At 65.5% G+C, this 20,312-nt stretch carries 24 protein-coding genes; 16 read left to right on the forward strand and 8 right to left on the reverse strand.

Annotated features, from left to right (window positions below; genetic code table 11):
- Nucleotides 1-37 precede the first annotated feature (37 nt).
- A complete protein-coding gene (locus DFS21_RS03020; RefSeq protein WP_111531785.1) occupies nt 38-1,213 on the forward strand; it encodes a PLP-dependent aspartate aminotransferase family protein in 1,176 nt (391 codons plus the stop codon).
- A gap of 113 nt (nt 1,214-1,326) precedes the next feature.
- Here the strand turns inward: DFS21_RS03020 and DFS21_RS03025 are convergent, their stop codons facing one another.
- Nucleotides 1,327-1,563 (reverse strand): YdcH family protein, encoded by a 237-nt coding sequence (locus tag DFS21_RS03025; protein WP_046856695.1) that lies wholly within the window; start codon nt 1,561-1,563, stop codon nt 1,327-1,329.
- A gap of 116 nt (nt 1,564-1,679) precedes the next feature.
- On the opposite strand from DFS21_RS03025, the gene DFS21_RS03030 reads away from it, so the two are divergent.
- From DFS21_RS03030 to DFS21_RS03050, 5 genes are all read left to right on the forward strand, one after another.
- Nucleotides 1,680-2,045: a 5-carboxymethyl-2-hydroxymuconate Delta-isomerase gene (locus DFS21_RS03030; protein WP_102681713.1), complete on the forward strand. Its 366-nt coding sequence runs from the start codon at nt 1,680-1,682 to the stop codon at nt 2,043-2,045.
- A 164-nt stretch (nt 2,046-2,209) separates the two neighbouring features.
- Nucleotides 2,210-3,847 (forward strand): phosphoethanolamine transferase, encoded by a 1,638-nt coding sequence (locus DFS21_RS03035; RefSeq protein WP_110697931.1) that lies wholly within the window; start codon nt 2,210-2,212, stop codon nt 3,845-3,847.
- Between the two features lie 100 nt (nt 3,848-3,947).
- Nucleotides 3,948-5,081, forward strand: a complete 1,134-nt coding sequence (rnd, locus tag DFS21_RS03040) for a ribonuclease D (RefSeq protein ID WP_111531786.1) — start codon at nt 3,948-3,950, stop codon at nt 5,079-5,081.
- The gene (locus DFS21_RS03045) at nt 5,078-5,371 is read left to right on the forward strand and encodes a YcgL domain-containing protein (RefSeq protein WP_011535104.1); all 294 of its coding nucleotides are present in this window, start codon (nt 5,078-5,080) and stop codon (nt 5,369-5,371) included. The genes rnd and DFS21_RS03045 overlap by 4 nt, the downstream gene beginning before the upstream one ends.
- A 75-nt stretch (nt 5,372-5,446) precedes the next feature.
- Nucleotides 5,447-6,379, forward strand: coding sequence for a D-2-hydroxyacid dehydrogenase (locus DFS21_RS03050; RefSeq protein ID WP_111531787.1), 933 nt, complete (start codon nt 5,447-5,449; stop codon nt 6,377-6,379).
- An 85-nt stretch (nt 6,380-6,464) separates the two neighbouring features.
- Here the strand turns inward: DFS21_RS03050 and DFS21_RS03055 are convergent, their stop codons facing one another.
- The gene (locus DFS21_RS03055; RefSeq protein ID WP_111531788.1) at nt 6,465-7,058 is read right to left on the reverse strand and encodes a nitroreductase family protein; all 594 of its coding nucleotides are present in this window, start codon (nt 7,056-7,058) and stop codon (nt 6,465-6,467) included.
- Nucleotides 7,059-7,203: 145 nt separating this feature from the next.
- Here DFS21_RS03055 and DFS21_RS03060 point away from each other — a divergent pair, with 145 nt between their 5' ends.
- Both DFS21_RS03060 and DFS21_RS03065 read left to right on the forward strand, forming a co-directional pair.
- Entirely contained in the window at nt 7,204-7,653 is a 450-nt protein-coding gene (locus DFS21_RS03060; protein ID WP_110697939.1) for a YcgN family cysteine cluster protein, read from the forward strand.
- A 26-nt stretch (nt 7,654-7,679) separates the two neighbouring features.
- Nucleotides 7,680-8,888: a hypothetical protein gene (locus DFS21_RS03065; protein ID WP_111531789.1), complete on the forward strand. Its 1,209-nt coding sequence runs from the start codon at nt 7,680-7,682 to the stop codon at nt 8,886-8,888.
- A 93-nt stretch (nt 8,889-8,981) separates the two neighbouring features.
- On the opposite strand, the gene DFS21_RS03070 is transcribed toward DFS21_RS03065, so the two are convergent.
- From DFS21_RS03070 to DFS21_RS03080, 3 genes are all read right to left on the reverse strand, one after another.
- The gene (locus DFS21_RS03070) at nt 8,982-9,299 is read right to left on the reverse strand and encodes a YgaP-like transmembrane domain (protein WP_102681721.1); all 318 of its coding nucleotides are present in this window, start codon (nt 9,297-9,299) and stop codon (nt 8,982-8,984) included.
- A gap of 98 nt (nt 9,300-9,397) precedes the next feature.
- Nucleotides 9,398-9,868: an RNA methyltransferase gene (locus tag DFS21_RS03075; RefSeq protein WP_046856681.1), complete on the reverse strand. Its 471-nt coding sequence runs from the start codon at nt 9,866-9,868 to the stop codon at nt 9,398-9,400.
- A gap of 72 nt (nt 9,869-9,940) precedes the next feature.
- Nucleotides 9,941-10,306 (reverse strand): YajD family HNH nuclease, encoded by a 366-nt coding sequence (locus DFS21_RS03080; RefSeq protein ID WP_111531790.1) that lies wholly within the window; start codon nt 10,304-10,306, stop codon nt 9,941-9,943.
- A gap of 132 nt (nt 10,307-10,438) precedes the next feature.
- Here DFS21_RS03080 and DFS21_RS03085 point away from each other — a divergent pair, with 132 nt between their 5' ends.
- Complete coding sequence (locus DFS21_RS03085; RefSeq protein ID WP_110697943.1) at nt 10,439-10,714, forward strand: hypothetical protein; 276 nt, start codon at nt 10,439-10,441, stop codon at nt 10,712-10,714.
- A 138-nt stretch (nt 10,715-10,852) separates the two neighbouring features.
- Here the strand turns inward: DFS21_RS03085 and DFS21_RS03090 are convergent, their stop codons facing one another.
- On the reverse strand, nt 10,853-11,326 hold the full coding sequence (locus DFS21_RS03090; RefSeq protein ID WP_102681723.1) for a cyclic nucleotide-binding domain-containing protein: 474 nt from the start codon (nt 11,324-11,326) through the stop codon (nt 10,853-10,855).
- A gap of 85 nt (nt 11,327-11,411) precedes the next feature.
- Nucleotides 11,412-13,454 carry a S9 family peptidase gene (locus DFS21_RS03095; RefSeq protein ID WP_111531791.1) on the reverse strand — a complete coding sequence of 681 codons (2,043 nt, stop codon included), beginning with the start codon at nt 13,452-13,454 and terminating at the stop codon, nt 11,412-11,414.
- 185 nt (nt 13,455-13,639) lie between these two features.
- Between DFS21_RS03095 and DFS21_RS03100 the strand changes: the two genes are divergently transcribed.
- The 3 genes from DFS21_RS03100 to DFS21_RS03110 are packed head-to-tail and all read left to right on the forward strand — an operon-like array spanning nt 13,640 to nt 15,476.
- Nucleotides 13,640-14,155 (forward strand): MFS transporter, encoded by a 516-nt coding sequence (locus DFS21_RS03100; protein ID WP_111531792.1) that lies wholly within the window; start codon nt 13,640-13,642, stop codon nt 14,153-14,155.
- A gap of 16 nt (nt 14,156-14,171) precedes the next feature.
- Nucleotides 14,172-14,945 carry a class II glutamine amidotransferase gene (locus tag DFS21_RS03105; RefSeq protein WP_111531793.1) on the forward strand — a complete coding sequence of 258 codons (774 nt, stop codon included), beginning with the start codon at nt 14,172-14,174 and terminating at the stop codon, nt 14,943-14,945.
- A 9-nt stretch (nt 14,946-14,954) separates the two neighbouring features.
- Nucleotides 14,955-15,476, forward strand: coding sequence for a DUF2937 family protein (locus DFS21_RS03110; protein WP_102684379.1), 522 nt, complete (start codon nt 14,955-14,957; stop codon nt 15,474-15,476).
- 37 nt (nt 15,477-15,513) lie between these two features.
- Here DFS21_RS03110 and DFS21_RS03115 read toward each other — a convergent pair whose 3' ends face one another.
- Nucleotides 15,514-16,425: a LysR family transcriptional regulator gene (locus DFS21_RS03115; protein ID WP_102684380.1), complete on the reverse strand. Its 912-nt coding sequence runs from the start codon at nt 16,423-16,425 to the stop codon at nt 15,514-15,516.
- A gap of 129 nt (nt 16,426-16,554) precedes the next feature.
- Between DFS21_RS03115 and DFS21_RS03120 the strand changes: the two genes are divergently transcribed.
- From DFS21_RS03120 to DFS21_RS03135, 4 genes are read left to right on the forward strand one after another with little or no spacing between them, the layout of a single operon-like run.
- Nucleotides 16,555-17,841 carry an MFS transporter gene (locus tag DFS21_RS03120; RefSeq protein ID WP_102684381.1) on the forward strand — a complete coding sequence of 429 codons (1,287 nt, stop codon included), beginning with the start codon at nt 16,555-16,557 and terminating at the stop codon, nt 17,839-17,841.
- A 10-nt stretch (nt 17,842-17,851) separates the two neighbouring features.
- Nucleotides 17,852-18,631, forward strand: a complete 780-nt coding sequence (locus tag DFS21_RS03125; protein WP_110697951.1) for a 5-oxoprolinase subunit PxpA — start codon at nt 17,852-17,854, stop codon at nt 18,629-18,631.
- The gene (gene pxpB, locus DFS21_RS03130; RefSeq protein ID WP_111531794.1) at nt 18,628-19,323 is read left to right on the forward strand and encodes a 5-oxoprolinase subunit PxpB; all 696 of its coding nucleotides are present in this window, start codon (nt 18,628-18,630) and stop codon (nt 19,321-19,323) included. The genes DFS21_RS03125 and pxpB overlap by 4 nt, the downstream gene beginning before the upstream one ends.
- Nucleotides 19,320-20,258 (forward strand): biotin-dependent carboxyltransferase family protein, encoded by a 939-nt coding sequence (locus tag DFS21_RS03135; RefSeq protein WP_111531795.1) that lies wholly within the window; start codon nt 19,320-19,322, stop codon nt 20,256-20,258. The genes pxpB and DFS21_RS03135 overlap by 4 nt, the downstream gene beginning before the upstream one ends.
- Nucleotides 20,259-20,312: the final 54 nt, after the last annotated feature.

The following is a 20,312-nucleotide window of genomic DNA, read 5'->3' on the forward strand; positions in this document are numbered from 1 at the left end:
TGGATATGAGATAGTGGCGGTTTTCCACCCTCAGGCAATGGACCCGACCATGTCCGACAAACCGCGCAATTTCGCCACCCGCACCATCCACGCTGGTGAGCAATCCAGCGTCGCCGACAATGCCATCTTCCCGGCAATCGTCACTTCCAGCTCGTTCATCAAGCGCGGCCTGGACGACAACCCCGAATACGCCTACAGCCGTGTCAGCAACCCGACCCGGCACGCCTACGAGACCTGCGTGGCCGCACTGGAGGAGGGCGTCGGCGCGGTCGCCTGCGCCTCGGGCGTCAGCGCCACCGCCACGGTGCTCGAGCTGCTCTCCAAGGATGCCCATGTGGTGGTGATGAACGGTGTCTACGGCGGCACCTTCCGCCTGCTGGAAGACTACCGTGGGCGCACCTCGGGCCTGACCACCACCTACGTCGACCTCAACGACGTCGAGGCGGTGGCCGCGGCGATCCGCGCCGAGACCCAACTGATCTGGATCGAGTCGCCGACCAACCCGCTGCTGCACCTGGTGGACATCAAGGCGGTCTGCGAGCTGGCCCGTGAGCGGGGGGTGATGACCTGCATCGACAACACCTTCTGCTCGCCGTGGAACCAGCAGCCGATCACCCTGGGCGTGGACCTGGTGATGCACTCGGCGAGCAAGTACATCGGCGGCCATTCCGACCTGACCGGCGGTGTGGTGGTGGCGGCCAACCACGAGTTGCTGGGGCGCCTGCGCAAGATCAGCATGGCGGTCGGCGCGATCCAGGGGCCGTTCGACTGCTACCTGGCATTGCGCGGGCTCAAGACCCTCGATGTGCGCATGGAGCGCCAGAGCGCCAACGCCCTGCGTGTGGCGCAGTTCCTCGAACAGCATCCGCAGGTCGAGCAGGTCTACTACCCGGGCCTGGAAAGCCACCCGCAGCATGACCTGTGCAAACGCCAGATGCGCACGGGCGGCGCGGTGGTGGCGTTGCGCATCAAGGGCGACCGGGCCGCGGTCAACCGCCTGGTCGAGGCGCTGTCGATCTTCGTCCTGGCCGACTCGCTGGGCGGTGTGGAGAGCATGATCAACCACTCCTGGAGCATGTCGCACAATTCCTTGAGCCCGGAGCAGAAGGGCGTGATGGGGATCAGTGAGAACCTGCTGCGGCTGTCGATCGGGATTGAGGATTACCGCGATCTGATCGAGGATCTGGAGGGGGCGCTGAAGGCTTCTGCATAAGGGCTGCCGACGTCATCGCGGGGCAAGCCCGCTCCCACGATGGCCGCGCATGCCGTGGCGTTTGCGCGGTACCTGGGAGCGGGCTTGCCCCGCGACAGCGTCGGTTGGGGGAATCAGGATTTGGGTGGGTGGACGATGCGTTCGATCTTGTCCTTGATCAGCACCCGCTCTTTGCGCAGGCGATTTACGGTGTCGTCGCCGGTAGCATTGCCTTCGGCGGCGAGCACTTCCTTGTCCTTGGCGTTGTATTCCTTGTGCAGCTTGTGCAGGTCGTGATCCTTGTCGATCAGGGCCTGGAACTGTTCGGCGGTCACGTGCAGGTCTGCGAGCAAATCATGCGGAACTGGCATTTCTTCACCTCTCTCAGGGTTGGTAAACGAGCCTGAACCAAGAGGATAGTCGCCTTTGCCGTATTGCGGGACTGGGTTAGGCTGTCGCATCCCCCTGCGTGAACGGAACCTGCGCCATGCCTCACCTGAACCTGGAATACAGCGACAACCTGCGCGATCTCAATGTCGATGTGCTGCTGCTGCGCCTGAACCACGCCCTGGTCGGTAGTGGCCAGTTTGCCGAAGAGCTGGACATCAAGAGCCGCGCACAGGCCTTTGCCCAGTACCGGGTGGGCACCGCCCCTGGCGAGCGGGCCTTCGCCCATGTGCGTCTGGCGATTCTCAGCGGGCGCACGCAGCAGGTGAAACAGCAATTGTCGAACAGCCTGCTCGAGGTGTTGCGCGAGGCGATTCCGGCCCAGCCTGGGCTGGACATTCAGCTGTGCGTGGAAGTCCTGGATATCGACCGCGAGCCGTACGCCAAACTTCGCCTGCCTGGCTGAATGGCAGCTGAATGAAAGTTGTTTAATTCATGAAAGACGCCGGCCCACCAATTGTTGGCGTCTTTTTCACAAAAAATTGATGCTAGGCTTTCTAGAGTTCGGCCAACTTTCCAATCTGCCCGTCCGGGCGTGTTGGCCGCTGATGAACTCTTGTTGCGAACGCCATGCTGAAACTCAAATCCCTGCGCACCGAATGGGTCACGTTGCTGGCCAGCCTGTACCTGTTGATCGGCTTCAACACCTTGCTTTGGGAACACCTGGAGTCCATCGTGCCGCCGGGCATGGTGGGGCTGTGGTTGAGCCTGGCATTCGCCGTGCTGATGCTGTTCGCCTTCAATCTCATCCTCACCTTGCTGGCGTTTCGTTATGTATTGAAACCAGTATTGATTGTATTGTTCATCAGCGGTGCAAGTGTCGCTTACTTCATGAATCAATATGGCGTACTTATTGACGCCGGCATGTTTCGCAATGTGGCTGAAACGAATATTGCGGAAGTGCGCGACCTGCTTTCGCTGAAGTTCGCCGTATATATCCTGCTGTTGGGTGTGCTGCCCTCGCTGCTGGTGTGGAAGGCCAGGATCGCCTATCGCCCCTGGCACCGCGAACTGCTGGGCAAGCTGGTGGTCAGCGGGGCCTGCGTCGCGGCCCTGGGCTCGGTGGCGCTGGTCAACTACCAGGGCTTGGCGTCGTTGTTTCGCAACCACCATGAACTGCGCCTGATGCTTACGCCGAGCAATGTCGTGGGGGCCTCCATCGGCTATGTCAGCGAGCAGGTGGGCACGGCCACCCAGCCCTTCCAGCGCTATGGCGAGGATGCCCGTCGCGATGCGGCCTGGCAGCAGCACCAGCGCAAGTCGCTGACCGTGCTGGTGGTCGGCGAGAGTGCCCGGGCGGAAAACTTCGGCCTGCTTGGCTATGCCCGCGACACCACCCCGCAATTGAGTAAGGAGCAGGGCCTGCTGAGCTTTACCGACGTCCACTCCTGCGGCACCGAGACCGCCGTGTCGGTGCCCTGCATGTTTTCCGGCATGCCGCGCAAGGACTACGACGCCCGCGTGGCGAAGAACCGCGAAGGGCTGCTCGACATCCTCCAGCGCGCGGGGTTGGCAGTGCAGTGGCGCGACAACCAGTCCGGCTGTAAGGGCACCTGTGACCGGGTGCAGTTCATCGACGTGAGCAACCTGCAGGACCCGAGCCTGTGCGCCAGTGGCGAGTGCCATGACGAGATCCTGCTGCAGGGCCTGGCCGAGTTGCTCGACAACCTCGACCAGGACACCGTGCTGGTGCTGCACCAGATGGGCAGCCATGGCCCGGAATACTTCAAGCGCTACCCGGCCGGCAGCGAACCCTTCACCCCGGTGTGCCGCAGCAACGCCCTGAACCAGTGCAGCCAGCAGGAGATCGTCAACGGCTACGACAACACCCTGGCCTACACCGACAAGGTGCTGGCGACCTTGATCGATACCTTGCGCAGCAAGCAGGACAAGGTCGACACCGCGATGATCTATCTTTCAGATCATGGCGAGTCGCTGGGCGAGTACAACCTGTTCCTGCACGGCACGCCCTACATGATCGCGCCGGAGCAGCAGAAGCACGTGCCGCTGCTGGCCTGGTTCTCCGACAGCTACCGCGAGGACTTCGGTGTGGACACCGAATGCCTGGGCAAGCTGCGCGATGCGCCGTTGTCGCAGGACAACCTGTTCCACTCGATGCTCGGCCTGTTGCAGGTGCGCACCGAGGTCTACCAGCGCTCGCTGGACCTGTTTGCCGGCTGCCGGCCCTGGCTGGCGGCCGATCGCTGAGCGTACCGACGATCAGCACCAAGGATGGCGTGGCTTGCGAGGTTTCACCCATTGCGCCCGCGCCGTATATACTGCGCGCCAATGTTAGTGGGAGAGCCTCGTGGCCATCGAAATTCACTGGATCCGTGACGACCAGACCCTGGCCCAGCACTGCCGAAGCTGGCGTGAGCTGCCGTTTGTGGCCCTCGACACCGAATTCATGCGGGTCGACACCTTCTACCCGAAAGCCGGGTTGATCCAGATCGGTGACGGCAAGCGTGCCTTCCTCATCGACCCTTTGCTGATTCGCGACTGGCAGCCGCTGGCCGAGTTGCTCGAAGACAATGGCGTGGTCAAGGTGCTGCACGCCTGCAGCGAAGACCTGGAGGTCCTGCTGCGCCTGACCGGCAAGCTGCCGCAGCCACTGTTCGACACCCAGCTCGCCGCCGGCTACCTGAACATCGGCTTCTCGATGGGCTACTCGCGGTTGGTTCAGGACGTGCTGGGGCTCGAGCTGCCCAAGGGCGAGACCCGCTCCGACTGGCTGCAGCGCCCGCTCTCGGAGACCCAGGTCAGCTACGCCGCCGAAGACGCCGTGCATCTGGCCGAGCTGTTCAGCGCCCTGCGCCCGCGGCTGTCGGACGACAAGTACGCCTGGGTGCTCGAGGACGGTGCCGAGCTGGTCGCCGCGCTGCGCCGTGAAGTCGAGCCCGAGACCCTCTACCGTGATGTCAAGCTGGCCTGGAAACTGGGCAGCCAGCAATTGGCCGTGCTGCGCGAGCTGTGCGCCTGGCGCGAGCGTGAGGCCCGCAGCCGCGATGTGCCGCGCAATCGCATCCTCAAGGAACATTCGTTGTGGCCCATGGCCAAGAGCCAGCCAGACAGCCCGTCGGCACTGGCGAAAATCGACGAAATGCACCCGCGTACCATCCGCCAGGACGGCGAGGCGCTGATCCAGCTGATCAAGCGCGCCGCCAGCCTGCCGCAGGAGCAATGGCCCGCGCCGCTGCCCGAGCCGCTGCCGATCGAAGCCGCCGGCATTCTCAAGCGCCTGCGCGCCATCGGCCAGGCCGAAGGTGAGCGCCTGGGCATCGCCCCGGAGCTGATGCTGCGCAAGAAAGCCCTCGAAGCGCTGCTCAAGAGCGGCTACCCCGACGGTCCCTATCAACTGCCCGATGCACTGCGCGGCTGGCGTCGCGAGCGCATGGGCCAGGCCCTGCTGGACGATCTGGCCGGTGCCGGAGATTCACGATGAAACGTATCTGCTCGATCTACAAGAGCCCCCGCAAGAACGAAATGTACCTGTATGTGCTCAAGGCCGATGGCCTGGAGCGTGTGCCCGAGGGGCTGCTGCCTTTCTTCGGCACGCCCGTGCACGCCTTCGACCTGGTGCTCAGCCCCGAGCGCAAGCTGGCCCGCGAGGACATCGCCAAGGTACTGGAGAACCTCGACAGCCAGGGCTACCACCTGCAGATGCCGCCGCCGGACGACGACTACATCGAGCACCTGCCCGAAGAACTGCTGCGCCGCAACGACCCGGCCTGATCCGGGCGCGGCCTCCTCTCTGTCTGCGGCCCGCCTGGCGGGCCGCTTCCGTTGTTTGCCAAGGTTGTGTGTCACATGCGCGTTCTGATCGCTGAACAGGATCATGCCAACTATGCCCGTCTTCTGGGTGAGGCGGCGCCGGACCTGGAGGTCCTGACCAGTGGCGATTCCGCCGAACTGGCCCGCCTGGCGCCCGAGTGCCCGGTATGGCTGGGCCAGCCCGACCTGCTGGCCAGCCTGTTGCGCCAGGGTCACAAACCCCAGTGGATGCAATCGACCTGGGCCGGCATCACGCCGTTGCTGGCCGATGGCCTGCCGCGCGACTACCGACTGACCCGGGCGGTGGGGATCTTTGGCCAGGTGATGGCCGAGTACATGCTCACCTACATGCTTGGCCATGAGCGTGATGTGCTGTCGCGCCTGGTCAGCCAGGTCGAGCGACGCTGGGACGAGCGGCCAGGGCGGACCCTGGAAGGGCGTCGGGTGCTGATCGTCGGCACCGGCGATATCGGCCAGCAAGTCGCCGAGTTCCTCGTGCCGTTTGGTGTCACCTTGTACGGAGTGGCAAGCAGTGCCCGTGAGCAGGCGCCATTCGTCGAGGTGGCGCGGCTCGACCAGTTGCCTCGCCTGGTCGGCGAGGCCGATTACGTGCTCAACCTGTTGCCCGACACACCGGCCACCCATGACCTGTACGATGCGGCACTGTTCAAGTGCTTCCGCTCCAGTGCCTTGTTCATCAATGCCGGGCGCGGCGTGGCGGTAGTCGATGCCGACCTGGTCGAGGCGCTCAAGCAAGGGCACCTGGCCGGCGCGGTGATCGATGTCTGCCGCCAGGAGCCGTTGCCCCAGCGCCACCCGTTCTGGACTGCCTGGGGGCTGCTGCTGACCGGGCACAGCTCGGCGCCGACCTCGCCGGCGGCGATGGTGCGGTTGTTCGTCGGGAATGCGCAGGCGTATGCGGCGGGGCAGGGGTTGCGGGGCGAGGTGGACTTCGCGCGGGGCTACTGACAGACGTTTGCTGTCTGGCCCGCTCTCACAGGTTGTACCGTCACCTGTGGGAGCGGGCTTGTCCCGCGATGAATCTGATGCAACCTTACAAGCTGAAGTCGCCTTCGGCCGCCAGCTCGCTCAACGGCCGGCGCGGGCTCGGCACTTCACGGGCCTGCAGGCCTTCGGCCAGGGTCGCCTTGTCGCCTAGCTTGCCGATCGCCACCATGGCGTGCAGTGCGTAGCCCTCGGGGATCTTCAGCTCGCGCCGGGCCAGGTCCTGGTCGAAGCCGGCCATGCCGTGGGTGTGCCAGCCGCTGATGCTGGCCTGCAACGCCAGATGGCCCCAGGCCGAGCCGGTGTCGAAGGTGTGCCATAGGGCCGGCTTCTCTTCATCGGAGCCGGGGGCGGCGAAGGTGGTCTTGGAGATGATCAGCACCAGCGCCGAGGCATGCTGCGCCCAGCTGCGGTTGAACTCGTTGAGGATGTCCAGGTAGCGCGACCAGCTCGGCGTGTCGCGGCGGGCATAGAGGAAACGCCATGGCTGCGAATTGTAGGCCGACGGCGCCCAGCGCGCGGCTTCCAGGAAGCTCAGCAGGGTTTCCTGACTGATCGGCTCGTTGGTGAAGGCGCGCGGCGACCAGCGATTGATGAACTGCTCGTTGATGGCGTAGTCGGCGATACGTGGGGTGGCGCTCATGGCTGCTCCTGCAAGGGCTGGGACAAAGACCGCACGCTACTGCGTCCGGCGAGCACTGACAAGCGGTCTGGCGTTGCCGCCGGACTGCCTCTAGACTGGCGCCGCCGCGCGCCGCGGATTGACGTTGACTGCAGGAACACGTGTGATGATCGCCGATACCGCGCCCTTCTGGCGGCGCAAGACCCTCGACCAGCTCGATGCGCAAGAGTGGGAGTCGCTGTGCGACGGCTGCGGCCTGTGCTGCCTGCAGAAGCTCGAGGACGAAGAGGACAACAGCGTCTACTACACGAGCATCGCCTGCAAGCTGCTCGACCTGCAGACCTGCCAGTGCAGCGACTACCCCAATCGCTTCCGCTACGTGCCCGATTGCATCCAGCTGACTCCGGGCAAGGCCGACCAGTTCAAGTGGCTGCCGCCTACCTGTGGTTATCGCCTGGTCAGCGAAGGCCAGGACTTGCCGTCGTGGCACCACCTGGTCTGCGGTGATCGCGGGCAAGTGCATGAGCAACGCATTTCCCGGTCTGGGCGGATGCTCAGCGAGAACGATGTGGATGAAGACGACTGGGAAGACCACCTGATTTTTCGCGCGGGTTGAGCCGCGCGGCTACAAGGAGTTTCGTTATGCGTCGCCCGCTGTTGATGGCGCTTGGCCTGCTGCTCAGCACTCAGGCGCTGGCCAGGAAAGTCGATCTGGATTATCAGGTCCGCCTGTTGCCACAGAGCGGCCAGGCCGAGGTGCGCCTGACCCTTGCGGACGGCAGCGTGGTGCGTAGCCTGGACTTCGACATGGGCAAGGCCGGTGTCTACAGCGACTTCCTCGCTGATGGCCAGTGGCAGCTGCAGAACGGGCGCGGTGTCTGGCACCCGGCGTCAGGCAAGACCAGCCTCAGTTACCGCGTGCTGCTCGACCAGCAACCGAAGGGGGGTGTGCATGAAACCCGCATGACCGCGCACTGGGCGCTGTTCCGTGGCGATCAGCTGGTGCCGCCGGCGCGCCTCGACCAGCAGGACGGCACCGAGCTGGTGTCGCGTCTGGCTTTCGACCTGCCGGCCGGCTGGAAGAGTGTCGAGACCGCCTGGCCGCGCATCGGTCGGCAGAAATTCCGTATCGATGACGTGTCGCGCCTGTTCGACCGCCCCACCGGTTGGGTGCTCGCCGGCAGCCTGGGCAGCCGCCGTGCGCGCCTTGGCGACACCGAAGTGACCGTCGCCGCGCCGCAAGGGCAGGGCATGCGCCGCATGGACACCTTGACCCTGCTGACCTTCGTCTGGCCCCAGTTGCAGGCGGTGTTTCCACGCAACCCGCCCAAGTTGCTGCTGGTCGGTGCCCGCGACGAGATGTGGCGTGGCGTGCTGCCAGGCAACAATTCCTTGTACTTGCACAGTGGCCGGCCGCTGATCAGCGAGAACGGCAACAGCCCGCTGTTGCGCGAACTGGTGCAATTGTTCGCCCAGATCAACGACCGCGATGGCAGCGACTGGCTCGGCGAGAGCCTGGCCGACTATTACGCCAGCGAGCTGCTGCGGCGTGCTGGTGGCATGAGCGACGACCGTTACGAGGCGTTGCAGGCGCGCTTGCACAAGCTAGGCGACAAAGTGAATCACCTCAAGGGTGCCCAGGCCAGCCCGGCCCAGGTGGCCCGCGGCGTGTTGCTGTTGCAGGCGCTGGACCGCGAGATTCGCCTGCACAACCACGACAAGCGCTCGCTGGACGATGTCGCCCGGGCGCTGATGCGCCTGTCGAGCGTCAGCACCGAGGAGTTCGTGCAGATCAGCGAGAACGTCCTGGGGCGGCAGTCTGAAGTATTGCAAAGCAAGGTACTGCGCTAGGCGCAGGATTTGTCGCGGGGCAAGCCCGTTGCCACGACCCCGGACATCATTTTGAACGCCGGCTCGTGGGAGCGGGCTTGCCCCGCGATGCTTTCAACCGCCGGTCACCGTCGCGGTGCGGGTTGCCGCCTCGGCGCTGGCCTTCAGCGCCTTGAGCTCGGCAGCCCCTCGTTCTATATCGCGATGCAGGCGCAGGTACTCGGCGCGATGCCGCAGCCACCACGCCTTGGTCGAACAATGGCCGCTCACGCCACGTGCCAGCGCCAGGCCGCCGACGGCAACCTGCAACATCCCCAGCAGGCCACCGTGGCGCAGCCCCTTGCTGATCATCAACGCGCCCCCAGCCAGGGAGCTGGCGCGCTCCAGGCCATGGACGTTGTGTTCGTGGTGGGGCGAATGGATATCGAGCATCGGGCAGTCTCCTCTGGTCGTTGATAACCAGCAGACTCCATGTGCAATGGCTGCGTTCAGTGAAATTACCTTGGCGTTTGCCACAAATCCGGATCGACTTATTTGAACTTGGGCCCCGACCGCGTATTCAACCCCTTGGCCATGCGGTCATACAGCACCACATTCACCGTCGCCGCCAGGTTCATGCAGCCCTGGGTCGGAATGTAGATGGTCTCTTCGCACCAACCGCGCACGTCTTCGCTCAGCGAACCATCCTCTGGTCCGAAGATGTAGATCGCCCGGTCCGGGTGGGTGTATTCGGGCAGGGGGCGCGCACCGTCCACCAGTTCCACCGCCACCGGCGTACAGCCCAGGGGGATGATGCGCTGCAGGTCGTCGATGCCGATCAGCGGGATGTCGTAGTGCACGCGCTTGGTATCGGTGACGAAATCCCGGGCGCGCTCATAGCGCTTGCCGGTGTAGAACACCGAATTGACCCCATAGCAGCCGGCCGCGCGCATGACCGAACCGACGTTTTCGGCGGATTTGGGGTTGAACAGGCCGATGCAGCTGTACCGTTTGTTCGCCACGTGTCGGGGCCCTTCGCAAAAAAAGAACGCGATTATACGGGCTCGCCGACACGGCGGGGCGGGAATCGACGGTCAGTCCTTCTTCATCAGCGCAGCCAGGCCGGCAAACGGGTTGTGGGTGGCCACGGCGACTTTCGGCGTGCTCAGTGAACCTTCGCTGAAGTACTGCTGATCGGTGTAGCGGGCGTGCTCGTTGTCGTGGCAGTACAGGCACAGCAGCTCCCAGTTGGAGCCGTCCTGGGGGTTGTTGTCGTGGTTATGGTCGCGGTGATGCACGGTCAGTTCCGACAGGCGTTTGCCGGAGAACTCGCGGGTGCAGCGACCACAGACGTGGGGGTACATCTTCAGTGCCTTGTCGCGATAGCCCATTTCCTTGTCGCGCTTGGCGTCGGCGAGGATACGGTCGAGGCGGGCGGTGGCGGCGGAGGTGGAACTCATGGTGTTACCTTTCTTCTAATCAGGGCAATGACGGTTATGTTCTTGAGTCTAGCGCGCCAGTCGGGCGGGCGGACAGGCAAAAATGCGCCGTTGGGCATAGCCTGTAGGAAGGTTCCTGACAGGAGGCTGCAGATGTTGCATGCGATCCTCGCCGCATTGTTGCTTGGCGCAGTGCCGTTGGCCGACGCTGCAGGTCAGCAGCGGCCGCTCACGACCGCCCCGGGGGCACCGGGGACGCCGACGCCGACACCCTACCCGCAGATCACCCCGAGCACGCCGCCCAAGGCCGGCGCCAACCGGCCCGGCGCGCCGCTGCTGCCGCCCATGCCGGTGCCGGGGCCGCCGAAGGACCAACCGTTGCCGGGGTTGAACCAGGATTCGCCAAAACCGCCGCCCAAGCGCGATTAGGCTCTGTACGAAAAGCCTTGATACTTGTTCATGCTGCGTTGAAAACAGCCTCGGAATGCTCATGTACTCCAGTACACTGCGCTTCCTCGGCTGTTTTCGCCTTGCCTGACCTGCGTCTCAAGACTTTTCGTACAGAGCCTAGACCTGCTGTGCCAGGCGCTGGCCATCCTGCATCCGCAAGCGCCGTGAAAGCGCCACGGCCAGGGCGCGAATGATCCGGGCGGCAATGCGCGGCGCGTCGGCGAGCATCTTCTCCAGCGAGTCCTTGCCCAGGGTCAGCAACTGGCAGTCGCTGGCGGCCACGCAGGTGGCCGAGCGGCGCTCGCCGTCGAGCACGGCCATCTCGCCGAAGGCACGGCCCTTGCGCAGGGTGGCGATTTCCACCTCGGCCCCGTTGCCGTCGGTCTTGCGCACCGAGACCACGCCACGGTGGAGGATGCACATGAAGGTGCCGGCGTCGCCTTCGCTGAACAGGGTCTGGCCTTCGCTGACGGCGGTGAGGCTGAAATAGCCGGCGGCGGTGACGAAATCGCTGGGCTGCAGGGTGTCGAACAGGCCGCAGTCCATGAGCATGTCGCGGATTTCGGCGTTCAGGTGCTGGGTGTCGGGCATGTGTTGTTCTTCTTCGAATGTCTGGAAAGCGCCGCGGTCGCACAATCAGTGGCCGTGGCGCTTGTGAGACAACGAAAATCGCGTTTTACGCCACGCCCAGCTCATTGAAGACGAACGCATACTCCAATGCCACGTCGCGCAGCCCCTGGTAGCGGCCGCTCATGCCGCCGTGGCCGGCGCCCATCTCGGTCTTGAGCAGCAGCAGGTTGGCGTCGGTCTTGCGCGTGCGCAGGCGCGCCACCCACTTGGCCGCCTCCCAGTACTGCACACGGCTGTCGTTGTAGCCGGCGATCACCAGCATGGCCGGGTACGCCTGGGCCTTGACGTTCTCGTACGGCGCGTAGGCCTTGATCCGCGCATATACCTCCGGCTCCTCGGGGTTGCCCCATTCGTCGTACTCGGTAACGGTCAGCGGCAGCTCGGGGTCGAGCATGGTGTTGAGCACATCGACGAACGGCACTTCGGCGATGGCGCAGCGGAACAGTTCGGGGCGCAGGTTGAGCACCGCGCCCATGAGCAGGCCGCCGGCACTGCCGCCACTGATGGCCAGGCATTCACGGCGGGTCACGCCTTCAGCGATCAGGTGTTCGGCGCAGGCGATGAAATCGTCGAAGCTGTTGTGCTTGTGTTCCTGCTTGCCGGCCCGGTACCAGGCTTCACCCAGCTCGCCGCCACCGCGCACATGGGCGATGGCGAAGGCCACGCCACGCTCCAGCAGGCTCAGGCGGGCATGGGAGAACCACGGGTCGAGGCTCTCGCCGTAGGCACCATAGCCGTAAAGATAGAGGGGCACTGTCTTGCCTTCGTCGGCGCGGCGACGCACCAGGCTGATCGGTACCTGCGTGCCATCCTTGGCTACCGCCCACAGGCGCTGGCTGACGTAGTCGTCGGCGTCGAACGCGCCGAGCACCGGGGTCTGCTTGAGCACCTGCTGGGCGCCTGTGGCCAGCTCCAGCTGACGCACCTGGGCCGGGCGGTTGAGGGCTTCGTAGCGCAGGCGGATGCGCGAGCTGGCGAATTCCAGGCTGTCCTGCACGTAGAGGCTGTAGGCGGCATCCGGCAGTTCGACGCGGTAGGCCGGCAGGCCTTGCGGGCGCACTTCGATGATCGGCAGGCCGCCCTCGCGCAGGCTCAGGGACAGCGCCGAGGCATTGAGGCTGACGCCTTCGAGCATGATGTCGTCGCGGTGTGGCACCAGCACCTGCCATTGCGCACGGGCCGGCACGCTGTCTGCCGGCGCATGGAACAGGGCGAAGTTGATACCGTCCTGGTTGCTGCGGATGAACCAGTGCCATTGACCGTCGAGCTGGCCATGGTCGGGGAAGTATTCATGGCCTTCGACCCGTGGCGCCAGGCAGGTGAAGTCGGCATGCGGCGTGGCCGCATCGAGCACCCAGGCTTCGCTGGTGGTCTTGCTGTTGAGCAGCAGCACCAGTTGGCGTTCGGAGCTGGCGCGGTAGCAGTGCAGGAAGAAACGTCCGTCGGGCTCTTCGAATACGGTGGTGGCCGCGACCTCGCCCAGGGTGTGGCGACGCAGGCGCCAGGGGCGGTGGGTGTCGTCCAGCTCGGCGAAGAACAGCGTCTGGCTGTCGTTGGCCCAGGTCATGCTGCCGTCGCAGTCGTCGAAGGGCAGGGCGCTCAGCGCGCCGCTGGCCAGGTCCTTGACGTACAGGGTGTAGACCTCGTCGCCGCTGGTATCCAGGCTGTAGGCCAGCAGCCGGTGGTCGGGGCTGATGCTGAAGGCGCCGAGGGAGAGGAAACCGCCGTTCGCCAGCGCATTGGGGTCGAGCAGCAGTTCCTCGCGGCTTTCATCCACCGTATTGCTGTCGTCAGCCGGGCGCGGGCAGCGGTAGTGGCGCGGGTACTCGTCGCCGGCGGTGGTGCGGGTGTAGTAGAGGTACGGGCCCCAGGGCGAGGGCAGCGACAGGTCGGTCTCGAGGATGCGGCTCTTGATCTCTTCGAACAGTTGCTCGCGCAGCGGCGCCTGGCCGGCCAGGCAGGCTTCCTGGTAGGCGTTTTCCTCGGCCAGGTAGGCCAGTACCTCGGGCGTGTCGCGGTCCTGCAGCCAGGCGTAGGGGTCGTTGCCGTCGGCTTGACGGGCGATAGGGGCGGGAAGGGTCAGGGGCATGGGTGATCTCATCGATTGTGGACCCCATCGCGGGGCAAGCCCGCTCCCACGCCTGATCGAGGTCTGGACGTGGGAGCGGGCTTGCCCCGCGATGGGCCGCTGCAGGTCCCTTACGGTGCGGGGGCAGCCTGCGCCGGTAAAAGTGTTTATCATAGGCGTCTCTTTGCCTGGCTTGCACCAACACCATGACCGAACACGACTATACGCTGGCCTGGGGCCTGTACGCCGTTGCCGCCCTGGGCTGCCTGCTGGTGGGTTTCAAGCTGACCGGCTGGATGTGGCGCTGGCTGCGCGAGCCGCTGCGGGTGATCATCGCCGTGCTGCTGTTCGCCCCGACCATCGTCGACCCGGTCAAGGAAAGCTTCGCCCCGGCCATCGCCATCACCGCGCTGGACCTCGCCTTCAAGGTCGGCAACAACGCCTGGCGCGCCGCCTCCGACCTTGCCATGTACGGGATGATCGCCTTTGCCCTGTACTTTGTCTTCGTGCTGATCCGCTGGCCGCTGGAAAAGCGTGCCCGCGAGCGCCGCGCCCAGCGTGAGGCCGCCGCCCAGCGCCAGGCCAAGGAAGAGGAAGAGGAAGAGGTCGTGGCTGACGCTTCCCTGGCCGCCAATCGTCACGACCGCTACCGCGACGATCCGCCACCGGCCCCCGTGCGCCGCTCCGGCCCCGGGCAGGGCCGCGTCGAACCCCGTCTGTAAGCCAGGAGCCGCGAACATGTGCGAACTGCTGGGCATGAGCGCCAACGTCCCCACCGATATCGTCTTCAGCTTCACCGGCCTGATGCAGCGCGGCGGGCGCACCGGCCCGCACCGCGATGGCTGGGGCATCGGTTTCTACGAGGGGCGCGGCCTGCGCCTGTTCCAGGACCCGGCGGCGAGCAGCGAGTCCGAGGTGGCCAACCTGGTGCAGCGCTACCCGATCAAGAGCGAAGTGGTCATCGGCCATATCCGCCAGGCCAATGTCGGCAAGGTCTGCCTGTCCAACACCCACCCGTTCGTGCGCGAGCTGTGGGGCCGCAACTGGTGCTTCGCGCACAACGGCCAGCTGGGTGACTTCGCCGGCCAGCGCACGTTCTACCGACCGATCGGCGATACCGACAGCGAGGCCGCCTTCTGCGACCTGCTCAATCGTATCCGCGAGGCCTTCCCCGAGCCGGTGGAAGCCGAGCAGTTGCTGCCGGTGCTGGTCGAAGCCTGCGTCGAGTACCGCGGCAAGGGCGTGTTCAACTGCCTGCTCAGCGACGGCGACTGGCTGTTCTGCTTCTGCTCGACCAAACTGGTGCACATCACCCGCCGCGCACCGTTCGGCGCGGCGCGGCTGAAGGATGTCGACCTGATCGTCGACTTCCACACGCAAACCACCCCCAACGACGTGGTCACGGTGATCGCCACCGAGGCCTTGACCGAGAACGAGACCTGGAACCGCTACGAGCCGGGTCAATGGGGGTTGTGGCGCCACGGCGAGTGCGTCGCCCACGGCCAGAGCTAAGGACGCTCCATGTTCAGAAGTTACCTGCGTTTGCTGTTGTTCACCTTCGGCCTGCTGGCCGGTCTCCAGGTGCCCGGGCTGGTCAAGGACTACAGCCAGCGTGTCGAGGCGCACCTGCTCGAATCGCGCCAGGCCCTGGACGGCTTCCGCCAGACCGCGCAGCGCTTCTTCAACGGCGACCTGCAGGCGCTGGTGCGGCATTACCGCGGCAGCGACGATCCGGTGTTCAACAGCGATGCCAACAGCATCGAAAGCCTGCTGATCCGCAACCAGGCGCTGGAGCATGAATGGCAGGCCCTGCAGGGCTCGTGGGTGAGCCGCACCTGGCATGTGCTGGTGCAGCCGGAGCCGACATTGCGCGAGGAGACGCTCAAGGGCTACAGCTACCAGATCCTGCTGGTGCCCGAGGCGATCGGTTGGGGGATCGGCAGCGGGTTCGTGCTGGCGTTCGTGGTCGAGAGCCTGTTGCTGGTGATTGGCTGGGTGATCCTCGGTGGGCGGCGCAAAGTGGTGAAGGAAAGCTGGCGGTGATGCTGTTGCTGCCCTGATCGTTGGCAAAGGCGACCGTTCAGACCAGCACGATCCGTTGCCCGCCCACATCCCGCGCATAGCGCTCCAGCACTTGCCGGCACACGTCGACGATCTCGTCCACCAACGCCACGCCGGTCTGCCAGGCTACCACCAGCTCCAGGCTCGGCGGTGGCTGCAAGCCGTCCAGCAACACCAGCTCGCCCCGGCTCAGTTCGCCATCGACCAGTGCCGGTGGCAGCGCGCCGATGCCGAAACCGTCGCGCAGCAGGCGGGTGATCGCCGCCACCGAGTTCACGCAGTTCAGGCGTGGCGCCTCGGCCCCGGCTGACTGCAACAGGCTGAGCACTTCCTGGTGCGGTCGTGAATTTTTCGAGAAGGTGACGATGCGTTCGCGGGCCAGCTCCGCCAGCGAGGCGTAGGTGCGGTGGTGCGGGGAGCCTGCGGCGACGATCCAGCCCATCGGGTAGCGCGCCAGGTCCTGGCTGCGGATCGACTGCTCGCGCAGCAGGTCGGTCTGCAGGATCACGTCGAGAAAGCCTTTTTGCAGCTGTTCGCGCAGGTTCAGCGCGGTATCGGCCACCAGCTCGATCTCCACCTGCGGGTAGCGCTCGCCCAGCTCTGCCACCAGCGCGCTCATCCAAGTGTGGATGACGGTGTCCATGACCCCCAGGCGAATGCGCCCTGTCTTGGCCCGGTCGCTGTCCAGCGACTGCTTCATGGCCTTGGCGGTGTCGAGCATGCGTTCGGCATATTCCAGCACCTTGGCGCCCTCGGGGGTCAGGCTGACCCCGCGCGAATCGCGCAGCAGCAGTTTCACGCCCAGGTCGGCCTCCAGCGCGGCGATGCGGCTGGACACCGAGGCCTGGGTGGTGAACAGCTTCTCGGCGGTAAGGCGGAAGCTCTTGAGCCGGGCGACCCAGACGAAGGTTTCGAGGAAACGAAGGTTCATGATCAGTTTTTCTTGTTCCAGACGGGCGGATTTTCTCGTTGGACGTGCCGGGCGCGGCCTCTGAACATGGTGCCCAGGCCGCGACGCCCGACGTCGCCCATAGAACAATACCAACAAGCCGAGGCAACCATGAACCCGACCGGCGTGCAGCAGCAGGCCCCCGCCCGAACCTCGAGCGGCCCTTTCGCCTGGTACCGCGACATCGACTCCCAGCAACGACGCACCTTCTGGAGCTGCAAGATCGGCTACGGCCTGGACGGCATGGACACCCAGATGCTGAGCTTCGTCATCCCCACGCTGATCATGCTGTGGGGCATCAGCACCGCCGAGGCCGGGCTGATCCATACCAGCACGCTGATCGCCTCGGCCCTGGGCGGCTGGATCGCCGGTATCCTCTCCGATCGCATCGGCCGTGTGCGCACCCTGCAACTGACGGTGCTGTGGTTCGCATTTTTTACCTTCCTCTGCGGTTTCGCCCAGAGCTATGAGCAGCTGTTGATCGCCCGTACCCTGATGGGCTTCGGTTTCGGTGGCGAATGGACCGCCGGCGCGGTGCTGATCGGCGAGGTGATCCGTGCCCAGGACCGCGGCAAGGCGGTGGGCATGGTGCAGTCGGGCTGGGCCATCGGCTGGGGCCTGACCGCCATCCTCTACGCGCTGCTGTTCTCCTGGCTGCCGGCCGAACAGGCCTGGCGCGCGCTGTTCCTGCTCGGGTTGCTGCCGGCGATCTTCGTGATCTTCGTGCGGCGCCTGGTCAAGGATCCGGAGGTCTACCGCGAGGCCAAGGCCGCCGAGACGGTCGCGGCGCCCTCACACTTCTACGAGATCTTCGCACCCGGCATGCTGTGGACCACGATCCGCGCTTCGCTGCTGACTACTGGTGCCCTAGGCGGCTACTACGCCATCACCTCGTGGCTGCCGACCTTCCTCAAGAACGAGCGCGGCCTGAGCGTGCTGGGTACCGGCGGCTACCTGGCGATGGTCATCGTCGGCTCCTACATCGGCTATGTGGTCAGCGCCTACCTCTGCGACCTGCTGGGGCGCCGGAAGAACTTCATCCTGTTCGCCGTGGGCTCGTTCGTCATCGTCCTGCTCTACACGCAGCTACCGGTCAGCGACAACGTGATGCTGTGGCTGGGCTTCCCGCTGGGCTTTTTCGCCTCGGGCATCTTCAGCGGCATGGGTTCGTTCCTCACCGAGTTGTTCCCCACCCGTATCCGTGGATCGGGGCAAGGCTTCTGCTACAACATCGGCAAGGTTATCGCGGCCATGTTCCCTTTGCTGATCGGCCTGCTCGGCGAGAAAGTACCGTTGGGCCTGGGGATTGGTGCCTTCGCCGCGGTGTCCTACGGTGTGGTGATCGTGGCCGCGCTGAGCCTGCCGGAAACCCGCGGCAAAGCACTCCAGGCACGCTAAGGTAGGCATCATGAACATTGATACGGAGGTCCGCCAGGTGAAACGCCTGCTACTCAATTGCGACATGGGCGAGAGCTTCGGCAACTGGCGCATGGGCCAGGATGCCAAGGTCATGCCGTTCATCGACTGCGCCAATATCGCCTGCGGCTATCACGCCGGCGACCCCGGCACCATGCGCCGCACCGTGGCCCTGGCCCTGGAGCACCGGGTGGCCATCGGCGCGCACCCGGCCTACCCGGACCTGGCAGGCTTCGGCCGCCGCTCCATGGCCTGCAGCAGCGATGAGATCCGCGACCTGCTGCACTACCAGATCGGTGCCCTGGACGGCATCTGCAAGGTACTCGGCGCGCGGGTGGCCTACGTCAAGCCCCATGGCGCGCTGTACAACGACATGATGGCCAACCCGGCCATCCTGCGTACGGTGCTCGAGGCCGTGGCGGCGTTCGACAGCGGCCTGCCGCTGATGCTCATGGCCACCGCCGACGACAGTGCCGCCCAGGCCCTGGGCGACGAGATCGGCGTGCCATTGTGGTTCGAAGCCTTTGCCGACCGTGGCTACACCGCCAGCGGGCACCTGATGTCGCGGCGCCTGCCGGACGCGGTGCACCATGACCCGGCGCTGGTGGTCGAGCAGGCGCTGCGCCTCGCCAAAGGCGAGGCCCTGGTGGCCGACGACGGCAGCGAAGTGCGGTTGAACGCCAGCACCCTTTGCGTGCATGGCGACAACGATGGCTCCGTGGCCGCGGTACGCCAGATCCGCCAGGCTCTCGACGCGCTGGAGCAGGCATGACCCCACGTATCGAAGTGGTGGCCGTCGACAGCCTGATGGTGCGGCTGTTCGATGCCATCGATGAAGGCAACATGCCGTGGATCCTTGCCGCCAGCCAGCGCTTGCGGGACGCTTTCGGCCAACAGTTGATCGACCTGGTACCGTCCTACACCACGCTGATGGTGCAGTTCGACCTGGCGCCGGGCGAAGGGCGCCAGCGCATCCTGCACGCACTGGAGGGCCTGCGGCCCGATGCCGGCAATAGCGGGCGGCGGCATGAGATCCCGGTGTGGTACCACGCCAGCGTCGGTCCCGAGTTGCCGGTGCTGGCTGCGCGCAGTGGACTGAGCGAAGCCGAAGTGATCGAGGTGCACTGTGGCCGTGATTACCCGGTGTTCGCGCTGGGGTTCGCTCCGGGTTTCGGCTTCATGGGGCTGGTCGACGAGCGCCTGGCCACGCCGCGCCTGAGCACCCCGCGCAAGCGCGTGGCGGCGGGCAGCGTCGGCATCGCCGAGCGCCAGACCGCCGCCTATCCGGCTGTGTCGCCGGGCGGCTGGAACCTGATCGGTCGCACGCCGGTGCGCCTGTTCGATCGTGAAAGGGATGGCTACAGCCTGCTGCAACCGGGCGACCGGGTGCGTTTCGTGGCAGTCGGGCACGCCGAGTTCATCAACCTGGGCGGTGATGACAGCCCGCTGGAGGCCCAGGCATGAGCGAGTTGAGGATCGAGGCCAGCACCGCGCTGTGCCAATTGCAGGACGCCGGGCGGTTCGGCGTGCGTCACCTGGGGGTGACCCAGGGCGGCGCGCTGGATTGGGTGGCGATGCGCTGGGCCAACTGGTTGCTGGGCAATGCCCTGGACAGCGCCGTGGTGGAGATTGCGCTTGGCGGCTTCAGTGTGGTTGCCGAGCAGGACTGCGTGCTGGCGCTGGCCGGGGCCGACCTCGACGCGCAGGTCGACGGACAGGCCGTGGCGCCCTGGACCAGTTTCAACCTGGGCAAGGGCCAGCGCCTGACGCTGCGCCAGCCTCGCCAGGGGGTACGTGCTTACCTGGCGGTGCCGGGCGGGTTCGTGGGCGAGTCGGTGCTGGGGAGTTGTTCCACCGTAGTACGGGAAGAACTGGGTGGAGTAGACGGCCAGGGCCGGGCGCTGCTGAAAGGGGAGGTACTGCATGCGGCTGAAGCCATCGCGGGGCAAGTCGGGGCACCGAACCGCCGCTCCCACGTGCCCGAAGCGCTGCGGCCGGCGTATGCCGAGAAACCGGTATTGGATCTGGTGATGGGCGCGCAGATCGGTGACTTCTGTGGCACCAGCCTGTTCGAGGCGTTCAACCGTGACTGGACGCTGGACAGCCGTGCCGACCGCATGGGCATTCGCCTGCTCGGGCCACAACTGGTCTACCAGGGCGCGCCGATGATCTCCGAGGGAATCCCGCTCGGCGCCGTGCAGGTGCCGCCGGACGGGCAGCCGATCGTCCTGCTCAACGACCGGCAGACCATTGGTGGGTATCCACGGCTGGGGGCGCTGACACCGCTGGCGCTGGCGCAATTGGCGCAGTGCATGCCGGGCGCGACGATACGGTTCAGGGCGGTGGTGCAGGACGAGGCGTGGCGCGAGCAGCAGGCATGCTTGCGCTGCTGGGGTTGAGTCTGCCGGCACCATCGCGGGGCAAGCCCGCTCCCACGCCAGACCTGCAAATGC

It is taken from the genome of Pseudomonas sp. 2848 (genome assembly GCF_003253945.1).
Taxonomy (GTDB): Bacteria; Pseudomonadota; Gammaproteobacteria; order Pseudomonadales; family Pseudomonadaceae; genus Aquipseudomonas.